Source organism: Bradyrhizobium sp., assembly GCF_019242285.1.
Lineage (GTDB): Bacteria > Pseudomonadota > Alphaproteobacteria > Rhizobiales > Xanthobacteraceae > Bradyrhizobium.
Genome location: NZ_JAFAVV010000676.1, coordinates 1 through 11350, shown reverse-complemented (window position 1 = coordinate 11350; position 11350 = coordinate 1). Strand labels below are relative to the sequence as shown.

Below are 11350 nucleotides of genomic sequence, written 5' to 3'. Positions count from 1 at the left end.
AGCGTCGCGGGATCAGGACCACACGCTTTCGCAGTCCGCAACGGCGCCGCTCGTCCGGCGACGCGTCACGTCCATCGCATCCCACCCCGCGTGTCGTGACGATCGCGATGCGCCCCTCTCATCGAGGCGGGACGGGCGCATAATGCCACTGAGTCGGGGTTGGCGTCAAATGATTTTCTGAAAAACGGAAGTTGACGAACGCGGCGAATCGCAAGGGTGGGCTAAGCGGGCGACATACACGGAAGCGTACCACGCGAAGGCAGGAGCGTGCCCACCACCCAGAGCGATGTTATCGAAAGAATGGTGGGCACGACGCTTCCGCCTTCGCTCTGCGAGCTACGGCGGACGCGGTCGCGTCTTAGCCCACTCTACGGCTGCGGCGTGGCACGACGGATCGTTTCAATCAAGAAAGGTCGTGAGCTGCGCGCCCTCGTCGGCGACGAACACCGCGATCAGCTCCGCCGGCTCGGCGCTCGAGGCATTGGCCGAGACCAGATGGGTCGAGCCCGGCGGCTCGAAGAACGACTGCCCGACCGTGAAGGTCTCGACCGGACCGCCGCCGAGCTGCGAGCGGATCTCGCCCTTGGTGATGTAGGCGGTCACCGATCCAGCATGCCGGTGCGGGCGGGTGAAGCCGCCGGGACCGTAGAACACCCGCACGATGGTGACGCGCTTGCCGGGCACGTTCGGCAATGCATAGGACCCGATCGGCTCGACCTTGTCGAGCGGCGAGGACGCGGCCGTCGCGCACAGCGGCTCGATCGCGCGCGAGATCGCATCGGATGCGAGCGGCAGCGTTCTGGCGATGGCGACTGCGCAGGCCAACCCGGCAATTCCTGCGAACAGCAGCGGGCGGGCATCGGCCGGCGGAGAGAATATCGTCGTGGCGAACATCTTCATCCTCCTGCACCGTCGTCGAAGGCCTTGCGCAGCGCGACATAGCCCTGCTGAGATTGAGTCCAGTTGCGGCCGCCGGTGATCGCGCCATCGACCACGAGGTCGTGACCGTTGACGAAGCTCGACTCGTCGCTGGCGAGGAACACGGCGGCATGGGCGATATCCTCCGGCAGGCCGGCGCGCGGGATCGGCTGGATGGTCCTGTAGACCTCGCGCAGCATCGCAGGCGTATTCTCGGCCGCCTCGACCGAGAGGCCGAGCGCCTTGCCGAAAATGCCGGTCGCGATCGCGCCCGGCGAGATCGAATTGACGCGGATGCCGGATTCGCCGAGCTCCATCGCCACGCACTTGGTAAGCTGGATCACAGCCGCCTTGGCGGCGCCATAGACCACCGAGGAGGAGAAGCCGGCGAGCCGGCCGGCGATGCTGCCGTTGTTGATGATGCTGCCGGAGCCTTGCCGCTTCATGATGGGCGCGGCGTGCTTCATGCCGAACATGACGCTGCGCACCAGGGTTGCCATTGCGGCATCGAACCGATCGGCATCGAGGCCCTCGATGCCGCCGGTCTGCGCTGGACCGCCCGCATTGTTGAACAGGCAGTCGAGCCTGCCGAACTTCTCCACCGCCAGCGCGATCAAGCCGCGCACCTGGTCCTCCACCGTCACGTCCGTCTGGCGGAAGATGCAGTCGACGCCGAGCTGCTGCGCCAGCGCCTCACCCTCCGCCTGGCGCCGTCCGGCGACCACGATCCTCGCCCCCTCCGCCACGAAGATTTCCGCCGTGCGCAGGCCGATCCCGCTGGTGGCACCCGTGATCACTGCAACCTTGCCATCGAGCCGACCCATGTGATTGCTCCCTCCGATACAATGTGAACCTTGTTTGACGGCTGGCGCCCGGACCACCCAGCACGACAATGCATTCCGACGAATTGACGAATGGAGCTAATATTCTTGAACCCCGCGGTCCCGCGCAAGCTATGCTTGCGTTGGGGAAGCGCATATTTTCCCCACGAGTCCGCCCCTGTTTTGGCGTGGCCGTTGGCCTATGTGACCGATGATGAAGCTGCTCGATGAATTCCGTCGCGGCTGGCAAGGCATCGCCCCACCCTCGCCGCTTTTCAATCTTGGATTCTCGACATTCTGTGTTGCGGTGGCGACGGCCCTGCGCTGGGGCCTCGCCGCAATCAGGCCTGATTTGTTCTTCGCGCCCTATGTTCCCGCGGTCTTCTTCGCGTCCGCGGTCGGCGGCGCGCGGTTCGGGATTTTCACGGCGGTCCTGGGCGGCGCACTCGGCTGCTTCATCGATTTCAGCGCGTCCTGGCCCGCACCGGATCCGACTCGAATCGTATTGCTGCTGGTTTTCTGGGCGATCGCGGGCCCCCTCATCTGGGGCGTGGAGCATTACCGGGCGATCCTCGCACAACAACAGCAGATTTCGAAACGGCTGGCCGAGGAGGAAGAATACCGCAAGCTCATGCTCGGCGAGCTGCAGCACCGGCTGAAGAACAAGACCTCCACCATTCACGCCGTGCTGCACCAGGTGCTGGACAAGCAGCCGCAGGTATGGGCGGCCATCGACCACCGGATCAGGGCCCTCTCGGCCACCGACGACCTGATCGCGCGGGTCGACGGCAGCGGCTGCGATATCAGGGATCTGCTGCTTTCCGAGCTCGGGCCCTACGGCCATGTCCGCTTCACCTTGAACGGCGACCCGCTGTTCTTGCCTGCGCGGCTCGCCGTCAGCCTGGCGCTGATCTTCCACGAGCTCGCCACCAATGCCGGAAAGTACGGCGCGTTCGCCTCGCCGCATGGCCTGCTGCACGTATCCTGGACGGTGCTGGACGATCGCCTCTCGGTGACGTGGGACGAGAACGAGGGGCCGGCCGTGGAGAATGTCGGGGCGCCCGGCTTCGGCACCAAGCTCCTGAAGGCGGCGCTGACGCCGTTCGACGGCAAGACCGAAATCGCCTTCCTGAAAAGCGGCGTGCACTGCACGCTGCAGTGCCGCCTGCCGAAGGCATGAGCGGTTTGCCTGGCCGGGCGTTGACGGCTCGTTAATGACGAATCTCGGCGCCCGCCCGCTTACATCGCCTGTCGGTTGCAGCAGCCCCGTATTTCTACGTAACGCTTAACCAAAACGAAGCTGAAGCTCGGCAAAATCCGGCCATGCACAGCCACGCCGGACAACAGATGCGGATTCCTCCAGTGGAAGCCGATGACGGGCACGCCGCCCAGATCGAGCTGGACTTCCTGCGCAACATCCTGGGAATGCTTCCGGCCGGCGTGACCGTTCAGGACGAGCACGGCCGCTATGTGCTCGTCAACGATGCCGCAGCCGCGCAGCTCGGCCTCGCGGCCGGCGATGCCGCGACGCCCACGCGGCTCGGCCACCGTCAGGTGAATGCCGTCGAACTGCTGCGCAGCGGCCGGCCCGCGCTGACGGAAGAGTGCATCGGCGACGGCCGGGCGAGGCAGGTGCTCCTCACCTCGCACCGGCCCGTCCGCATCGCTGAACGCCCGTTGCTGATCTCGACATCCACCGACATCAGCGAACAGAAGGCGTTCGAGGATCAACTGTTCCGCTCGGCCTATTACGACGAGCTGACCGACCTGCCGACGCGCCGGGTGATCGAGCACCGTGTCAACAAGATGCTGGCGCAAGATGATCCGCAGAGCCGGTTCGCGCTGGCATTCCTCGATCTCGACAATTTCAAGCAGATCAACGATTATTACGGACACACGGTCGGCGACGCGCTGCTCGTCGAACTCGCCCGAAGGCTCGGGCGCGAATTGCGCGAGACCGACATGCTGTCGCGGATCTCGGGCGACGAGTTCATGCTGCTGCTCGCGCCGATCGAGAGCACGCAGGACGTCGCCGACTTCATCGCGAAGATGCTGGATCGGCTGCGTGCGCCCTTCTTCATCGACGGATCGGAGATCTTCACCTCGACCTCGATGGGGGTCAGCCTCTACCCGGACCACGGCAGGAGCTACGAGGTGCTGCGTCAGAACGCCGACCTCGCGATGTACCGGGTCAAGAACGGCGGCAAGGGCGCCGCCGCCTTCTTCGATGCCGGCATGGAGCACGAGGCGCTGGCGCGGATGAAGGTCGAGCAGTCGCTCAGGCTCGCCATCCTGGAGAAGCGGTTCTGCTGCGCTTTCCAGGCCAAGGTCGACATCCGCACCCAGGAGATCAAGGGCATCGAGGCGCTGGTGCGGCTGCGCGACGATGCGGGCGTGATCCAGGCGCCGGGCACCTTCGTCAATCTCGCCGTCGAACTCGGCCTGATCGACGAGCTGACGCATCTCGTGCTCGCCGAGATCGTCAAATCGATCGACCTGATCAACGACACCTTCGGCCATGAGGCCACGATCAGCATCAATGTCGCGGCCCAGCAGGCCGGCAATCCCGAATTCATGACATCCTTCGTCCGGGCGCTGGAAGCGACCGGCTTCCCGAAGCGCTTCATCGTCGAGGTGACGGAAGACGCGTTCGTCACCAAGAGCGTGTTCCAGCAGGACATCCTGCCGATGCTCCGCAACATCGGCGTCGGCATCTCGATCGACGATTTCGGCATCGGTTATTCCTCGCTGTCGGCGCTGGCCGACATCACGGCGGACGAGATCAAGATCGACCGCTCCTTCATCACCGACATCCACAGGCGGCCGCGCAGCCAGGGCATCCTGCGCGCGATCGAATCCTTGAGCGAAGCGCTCGGCATGACCGTGATCGCCGAAGGCCTCGAATCGTTCGAGGAGCTCGCCTATCTGCAGGCGGCGACCAGGATCCGCTACGCGCAGGGCTATTACTTTTCGCGACCGATCTTTCTCGAGGAGTTGCGGCCGGCCGTTCCGCTGGCGAGCGAGGCCCGCGTCAGCCTGGCGAGCCGCGCCGTGCAGCCGAACCGGCCGGCCTATTCGCGCGGCGAACGTTATCGGCGGTAGGAGGGGAGACATGGCGGGCGCCGGACGCCGCAGGACCCCTGCTCTGATCGCCGCTCGTTCGAGGGCGCCGTGGCCGCTGCACGAATTGATCTCGAACCTGCAAGGCCGGCTGTCCCGAGCCGCGTCCCAACTCATGTCTTCCGGAGTCAGGGCCGCCGCGTGGCGGCGCCTCGGCGCGGCGAGAGGCCGTGACCCGATCGCCTGGCTGATCGCCTGCGGCGGCCTCCTGGTCGCCGCGATCAGCCTCGGCACCGTCCTGACGATCGGCGAGTTTCGCGAGCGGGCGCTTTCCAACAGCGAGCGCGAGCTCGAGAACACCGTGCTGCTGCTCACCCGTCACTTCGACCGGCAGTTCGAGGATTGCGACATCATCGCCACCAACCTGATCGCGCAGCTCCAGGTCTCCGGATTCGCCTCGGCGGACGCGTTCCGCCAGCGGATGTCGACGCTCGAGGCGCACCAGGAGCTGCGTGCAAAAGCCAGCGTGTCGTCCTATTTCGGCAGCGTCAACCTCTTCGACGAGAATGGAAGTCTGATCAATTCATCCGATGCCTGGCCGTTGCCACAGATCAGCATTGCCGACCGCGGCTTCTACAAGACCCTGAAATCCGACCCGCAGCAGAACGCCGTGACCGAGCCCGTGCTCAGCCGCTTCACCGGCGGATGGACCACGATCCTCGCCCATCGGCTGACGGGCAAGGACGGCGTCTTTCTCGGGGTGATGGCGCGGCGCATCGACCCGGACAATTACGAGAAGTTCTTCGCGTCGGTCTCGCTGGGCGAGGGGGCCGCGATCTCGATGTTTCACGCCGACGGCACACTGGTGGCACGCTATCCGCATGTCGAGAGGATGATCGGGCGGAATTTCGCGCGGGCGGCGCTGCTCAGGGACGTGCTGCGCAAGGGCGGGCAGCAGACCCAGCGCGTCAGGAGCCCGATCGATCAGTTGGACCGGCTGGGCTCGGCCGCCCTGCTCAGTCGCTTCCCGATCGCGGTGGTGGCGACGAGGACGATCGACGCCGCGCTGGCCGACTGGCGGGCCCAGACCCGGCTCTTGATCGCCGCTGCGGTGCTGTTCGCCGCGGCGATCGCCCTCCTGTTGTCGCTGATCATCCTGCAGATCGCGCGACAGAACCGCGAGGCCAAGCAGCGGCTGGAAACCGAGAAGCACACGGTCGACACCGCCCTCAACAACATGACCCAGGGGCTCGTCCTCTATGATTCGTCGACCCGCGTGGTCACCTGCAACCAGCGCTATCTCGACATGCACGGGCTGTCGGCCGAGCTGATGAGGCCGGGACTTCGGTTCCGCGAGCTGATTCAGCTGCGCAAGGATACCGGCACGTTCGACGGTGATGTCGACGAGTTCTGCGACGGGGTGATCCGCAACGTCGCGCGCGGAGAGGTCCACGTGCGGATGCTGGAAACGCCCGACGGCCACTGCTTCCAGATCGTCAACAAGCCGCTGACGCAGGGCGGCTGGGTGGCGACGATCGAGGACATCACCGAGCACCGCAATCTCGAGCAGGAGCGCGACCGCAATTACGCCTTCCTGCGCGAAATCATCGACCACATTCCGATTCAGATCACGGTCAAGGACGCCCGCGAGCGCCGTTACGTGCTCGCCAACGAGGTGGCCGAGGCCGAATTCGGGCGTTCGCGTGCGGAAATCGTCGGCAGGACCCCGTTCGAACTGTTCGCGGAGCCGGTCGCCCGGCGCGTCACCGAGGACGACGACCGTGCCCTGCAATCGGCGGAAACCCTGTTCATCGACGATCACCGCTGGGAGAGCCGCACGCGCGGCAGCTGCATCATCACCTCGAAACGGATCGCGATCCGCGACCAGGCCGGCAATCCCAGCTACATCATCAACGTCACCGAGGACGTCACCGAGCGGCGGCTCGCCGACGAGAAGATCGCCCACCTCGCCCATTACGATGCGTTGACGGACCTGCCGAACCGCGTGCTGTTCCGCGAGCGGATCGAGCGCGAATTGCAACGCACCAGGCAGGGCGGCGAATTCGCGCTGCTCTATATCGACATCGACGAATTCAAAGGCATCAACGACTCGCTCGGTCATCATGTCGGCGACGAGCTCTTGCGGTCGGTGGCGAACCGGATTCGAAGCTGTACCGGGGACGACGACCTGGTGGCGCGGCTCGGCGGCGACGAGTTCGCGGTCATCAAGACGGCGATCGGCTCGGTCCAGGAGGTGGAGGATTTCGTCTGCCGTCTCTATGCGGTGATCCGCAGCCCCTATCACTGCCTGGGCCACCAGCTCTCGACCGATGCCTCGATCGGCATCGCACTGGCGCCGCGCGACGGCATCGAGCTCGACCAGCTGATCAAGAACGCGGATCTGGCGATGTACGCCGCCAAGTCCGGCGGGCGGAGAACCCATCGCTTCTTCGAATCGGCCATGGGCGCTTCCGCCAATGCGCGTCTCGCCCTGGAGCAGGATCTGCGGCGGGCTGTCGCGGAAGAGAGCCTCGAAATTCACTACCAGCCGCTGGTCGATCTCGACGGCAATACGGTGTCGGGCTGCGAGGCGCTGTTGCGCTGGCGACATCCGGAGCGCGGCATGATCTCGCCGGCCGATTTCATTCCCGTGGCCGAGGACACCGGGCTGATCATCGAACTCGGCGACTGGGTGCTGCGGACCGCCTGCGCCGAGGCCGCGACCTGGCCCGATCATGTCCGGCTCGCGGTCAACGTATCGCCGGTCCAGCTCAAGTGCCGGACGCTGCCGCTGCGGGTCGCTGCGGCACTGGCGACATCGGGCCTGGCACCGGACCGGCTGGAGCTCGAGATCACCGAAGCCGTGCTGATCCGCGACGACGAGGCCGCGCTGGAGAGCCTGCACCAGCTCCGCGACATCGGCGTGCGCATCGCGCTCGACGATTTCGGCACCGGCAACTCGTCCTTGAGCTACCTCAAGCGCTTCCCGTTCGACAAGATCAAGATCGACCGTTGCTTCGTCAGCGACATCACCGATGCCGACGGCTCGGCCTCGATCGTGCGGGCGGTCGTCGACATCGCGACCACCCTCGACATGACGACGGCCGCCGAGGGTGTCGAGACCGAGCCGCAGCGCGCGCTGTTGAAGAAGCTCGGCTGCACCGAGATGCAGGGCTATCTGTTCAGCGCGGCGCGGCCGGCAGCGAAACTGCGCGAATTGTTTGCCGGGACACGCGAGACGGGCGCGGTGGCCTGACGCCCGCGCGGCATCGCGCCGCTGTCCATGGATAATTTTCGCCGGCCGGCTATCGCCTCGGCCCGGCGCATCCTTATATTCGCGTCAGCATCCCATGCGATGGAGGACGGGGGAGAACATGGAACCGATGTCCCTGCTTCTGAACGTGATCTGGATTCTCCTCGGCGGCGCCTGGATGGCATTCGGCTGGATGGTCGCCGCCGTGATCATGGCGATCACGATCGTCGGCCTGCCCTGGGCGCGCGCCGCCTTCAACATCGCGATCTACACTTTGCTGCCGTTCGGATCGCGGGCGGTGCGCCGCGACGAGATCACGGGCATCGGCGACATCGGCACCGGGTCGCTCGGCCTGATCGGCAACCTGATCTGGCTGGTTCTCGCCGGCTGGTGGCTTGCGCTCGGGCACCTGATCCACGCGGTGGTGTTCGCGATCACCATCATCGGGCTTCCCTTCGCCTGGGCGCATCTCAAGCTTGCCGGGATCGCGCTTTGGCCGATCGGCAAGGAGATCGTGGCGGCCTGACTCCGTTTCACGCAACCAGCCGCCCGCGGTTGTTCTCGGCCAGGATGGGTCGCACCAGCCGCCCGAAGCGTTCGGCCTCCTCGTCGTGCAGATAGCCGGACAGGCAGAACGAATGGCAGCCCGCATCGACGAATTGCTGCAGCATGGCGGCGCATTGCGCGGGATTGCCGACCACCGCGATGCCGGCGCCGGGCCGCACCTTGGTGATGCCGGTCCACAGATGCGGCAGCAGCAGGTCGCCGTAGTCGCGGGCAAGCTCCTGCACCCGGCGGTTGGCCTCGGAGCGGGTATAGAGCGTCTTGATCTCCTGCTTCTGCCGCTCGCTCGCGTGCCGCACCAACTGGTCGGCCGCGGCCCAGGCGTCGCGCTCGTCCTCACGGCAGATCACCTGCAAGCGCATGCCAAAGCCGATCGCGTCCTCGCGGCCATGCGCCCGCGCCATGGTCCTGATCTCGGCGATGTTCCGGGCAACGCGCTCCGGCAGGTCGCCCCAGAACAGGTGCACGTCGGAATGCTTCGCCGACAACTCCCAGGCCTGCCGCGAGCCGCCGCCGAGATAGAATTTCGGATGTGGCTGCTGCAGCGGCCGCGGCCTGACATGCGCGCCGGCGATGGTGTGGAATTTGCCCGCGAAATGCACCGGCCCGCGTGCGCTCCACAGCGCCTTGAGGATGGCGACCTCCTCCTCCATCAGCTCGTAGCGCTGCTCCTTGGCGTGGCGCACGCCCTCCGCCTCGACCTCGCTCTCGTTCTGGCCGGCGATCAGGTTGATGCAGATGCGGCCGCCCGACATCTGGTCGAAGGTCGAGATCATCTTGGCCATCAGCACCGGATTGACGTAGCCGGGCCGGTCCGCGATCAAGGGCTTGATCCTGGACGAACGCGCCGCCATGAAGGCGCCCGAGATCCAGGCCTCCCAGCAGGTCGAGCCGACCGGGATCAGGAGATAGTCGAACCCGGCCGCCTCGGCGGCGTCGACCACGCGCCCGCACAGCTCCGCCGATCCCGCGACCTGGGCCTCGGCCAGGCCATAGGCCGTGGTGTCGCCATGCGTGGGCAGATACCAGCCGAATTCGAGCGGACGCATCGGTTTTACCTCGGACTGTCGGGAAGCGGACGCAAGCAGTCTACAGCCTGCACCGCGGCCGACAATGGCGCCGCAGCCATCGCCGCCCGGCCGCGCTCGAACTGCCGCGCCGCCATTGCCGATGCCGGACCAATCGGCTAAAGAAAGCGGGTACGCACCCGTAGCTCAGCTGGATAGAGCGTTGCCCTCCGAAGGCAGGTGTCAAGTCTGCTGGTGCGAAAAGCGAGGAAGAAAGACTATTGAAGTGCAAAGGCTTGCGAGGGCAGCGCGTTGGGGTTAACTCAGTCGCGAAATCCGCGTAAGCACTGCGTAAGCAGCAAGCACCCGTAGCTCAGCTGGATAGAGCGTCGCCCTCCGAAGGCGAAGGCCACACGTTCGAATCGTGTCGGGTGCGCCAACTTTGCCAAAAAGACCGAGCTTCAATTCTGCGGGTCCTTTTAGTCGTGACGAAACTTCCCGCCCTCCTAATTCATCACCTTGGGGACGGTTGTGCTCCTTCTAGATCAGCGCGGCGCTTCCGTGGCCGCACGCTGACGAGAAATGGCAATGGGAGCTTACCCGACAAGAATCATGTTGGCGTTTCGGAGCGGCGGAGTTTGCGCCTTCCCGAAATGCGGCAAGCATCTCACCTACCAAGCCAAGGTAGGGGACGATACATATATCGGAGAAGCCGCGCACATCCGTGGCGAGAAGCCCGGCGCAGCACGCTACGACTCATCCATGACCGATGAGGAGCGAGACAGCGTACGCAATCTCATCTACATGTGCACGGACCATCACACGATCATCGATAAGGTGGAGGCCGACTGGCCCGTGTCGGCACTTCAAGCCCTGAAGGAGGCACACGAGAAACAGGTACGGCAGGCCATGGAGGAGGCGTTCGCATACGTTGCCTTTCCGGAGCTCCAGAACGCGGTCTCCTGGGTGGCCAAGCAAGCGCCCGCGGGTAACGGATCGTTCGATATCATTTCGCCAGATGAGAAGATAAAGAAGAACCACCTCTCGAATGGCGCGCGCCATATCATCGCCGCCGGCTTGACGTCTAGATCGACCATCGCAGCCTATGTCGAGGTCGAGGCCCGGCTGGATTCAGACTTCCCCGAGCGACTCAAGGCCGGCTTCCTTGAGCAATATTATGCCCTGCGCAAGCAAGGGCACAAGGGTGACGAGCTGTTCGAGTTGATGTGCGACTTCGCGCAGCAAGGGATGCACAGTCAGGCCGACAAGACCGCCGGAGTCGCCGTGCTGATCTACCTCTTCGAAATCTGCGATGTATTCGAAAAATGATCCTGCCGACCAAGCACATCCCGCAGAATGAAGCGCTAATCGGTATCGGCGCAACCGTGCTAGCGCATCTGAGCGGACCCATGACCGTTTCGGGTCTGTGGGAACGCATTCGCACGGAGCCCAATGTCGGCACGTTCGAGCGCTTCGTTCTCGCCTCGAACCTTCTCTATCTCATCGGCGCCATTGACATCAAAGACGGCCTGATCGTCAGGACCACATCATGATTAAGGCGGTGCGCGCCAATAGGAGGGGTTTTCATAACGCCACATTCACGCCCGGCGTGAACCTCATTCTTGCCGATCGTTCCACCACGGCGGGCGATAAGGACACGACGAACGCGCTAGGGAAGTCTACCCTCATCGAGATTATCGACTTCTGCTTAGGGAGCAACACGTCCG

9 protein-coding genes and 1 tRNA gene are annotated in these 11350 nt (G+C 64.8%); 7 read left to right on the top strand and 3 right to left on the bottom strand.

Translation table 11 applies throughout. The features are described from left to right. Nucleotides 1-399: 399 nt before the first annotated feature. Together JOY90_RS27485 and JOY90_RS27480 are read right to left on the bottom strand one after the other, a co-directional pair. Complete coding sequence (locus JOY90_RS27485; RefSeq protein ID WP_291694243.1) at nt 400-894, bottom strand: cupin domain-containing protein; 495 nt, start codon at nt 892-894, stop codon at nt 400-402. Nucleotides 895-896: 2 nt separating this feature from the next. Beyond that, on the bottom strand, nt 897-1742 hold the full coding sequence (locus tag JOY90_RS27480; protein ID WP_291694242.1) for an SDR family NAD(P)-dependent oxidoreductase: 846 nt from the start codon (nt 1740-1742) through the stop codon (nt 897-899). A gap of 208 nt (nt 1743-1950) precedes the next feature. Here JOY90_RS27480 and JOY90_RS27475 point away from each other — a divergent pair, with 208 nt between their 5' ends. From JOY90_RS27475 to JOY90_RS27460, 4 genes are all read left to right on the top strand, one after another. Further along, nucleotides 1951-2919, top strand: a complete 969-nt coding sequence (locus tag JOY90_RS27475; protein WP_291694241.1) for an HWE histidine kinase domain-containing protein — start codon at nt 1951-1953, stop codon at nt 2917-2919. Nucleotides 2920-3086: 167 nt separating this feature from the next. Next, on the top strand, nt 3087-4841 hold the full coding sequence (locus JOY90_RS27470) for an EAL domain-containing protein (RefSeq protein WP_291694240.1): 1755 nt from the start codon (nt 3087-3089) through the stop codon (nt 4839-4841). A gap of 133 nt (nt 4842-4974) precedes the next feature. Continuing rightward, entirely contained in the window at nt 4975-8055 is a 3081-nt protein-coding gene (locus JOY90_RS27465; protein ID WP_291694244.1) for an EAL domain-containing protein, read from the top strand. Between the two features lie 118 nt (nt 8056-8173). Next, on the top strand, nt 8174-8578 hold the full coding sequence (locus JOY90_RS27460; RefSeq protein ID WP_291694239.1) for a YccF domain-containing protein: 405 nt from the start codon (nt 8174-8176) through the stop codon (nt 8576-8578). Between the two features lie 7 nt (nt 8579-8585). Here JOY90_RS27460 and JOY90_RS27455 read toward each other — a convergent pair whose 3' ends face one another. Then, entirely contained in the window at nt 8586-9665 is a 1080-nt protein-coding gene (locus tag JOY90_RS27455; protein ID WP_291694238.1) for an LLM class flavin-dependent oxidoreductase, read from the bottom strand. 320 nt (nt 9666-9985) lie between these two features. Here JOY90_RS27455 and JOY90_RS27450 point away from each other — a divergent pair. From JOY90_RS27450 to JOY90_RS27440, 3 genes are all read left to right on the top strand, one after another. After that, nucleotides 9986-10062: transfer RNA gene (locus JOY90_RS27450), tRNA-Arg, on the top strand. Between the two features lie 173 nt (nt 10063-10235). Continuing rightward, the gene (locus JOY90_RS27445) at nt 10236-10952 is read left to right on the top strand and encodes an HNH endonuclease signature motif containing protein (RefSeq protein ID WP_291694237.1); all 717 of its coding nucleotides are present in this window, start codon (nt 10236-10238) and stop codon (nt 10950-10952) included. Next, nucleotides 10949-11176, top strand: coding sequence for an ABC-three component system middle component 6 (locus JOY90_RS27440; protein WP_291694236.1), 228 nt, complete (start codon nt 10949-10951; stop codon nt 11174-11176). The genes JOY90_RS27445 and JOY90_RS27440 overlap by 4 nt, the downstream gene beginning before the upstream one ends. The last annotated feature ends 174 nt before the right edge of the window (nt 11177-11350 follow it).

What these genes read in the sequence shown, in the direction of transcription:
- JOY90_RS27455 (WP_291694238.1), bottom strand. Translation starts at nt 9,665, where the DNA reads ATGCGTCCGCTCGAATTCGGCTGGTATCTGCCCACGCATGGCGACACC.
- JOY90_RS27445 (WP_291694237.1), top strand. Translation starts at nt 10,236, where the DNA reads ATGTTGGCGTTTCGGAGCGGCGGAGTTTGCGCCTTCCCGAAATGCGGC.
- JOY90_RS27480 (WP_291694242.1), bottom strand. Translation starts at nt 1,742, where the DNA reads ATGGGTCGGCTCGATGGCAAGGTTGCAGTGATCACGGGTGCCACCAGC.
- JOY90_RS27460 (WP_291694239.1), top strand. Translation starts at nt 8,174, where the DNA reads ATGGAACCGATGTCCCTGCTTCTGAACGTGATCTGGATTCTCCTCGGC.
- JOY90_RS27485 (WP_291694243.1), bottom strand. Translation starts at nt 894, where the DNA reads ATGTTCGCCACGACGATATTCTCTCCGCCGGCCGATGCCCGCCCGCTG.
- JOY90_RS27475 (WP_291694241.1), top strand. Translation starts at nt 1,951, where the DNA reads ATGATGAAGCTGCTCGATGAATTCCGTCGCGGCTGGCAAGGCATCGCC.
- JOY90_RS27465 (WP_291694244.1), top strand. Translation starts at nt 4,975, where the DNA reads ATGTCTTCCGGAGTCAGGGCCGCCGCGTGGCGGCGCCTCGGCGCGGCG.
- JOY90_RS27470 (WP_291694240.1), top strand. Translation starts at nt 3,087, where the DNA reads ATGCGGATTCCTCCAGTGGAAGCCGATGACGGGCACGCCGCCCAGATC.
- JOY90_RS27440 (WP_291694236.1), top strand. Translation starts at nt 10,949, where the DNA reads ATGATCCTGCCGACCAAGCACATCCCGCAGAATGAAGCGCTAATCGGT.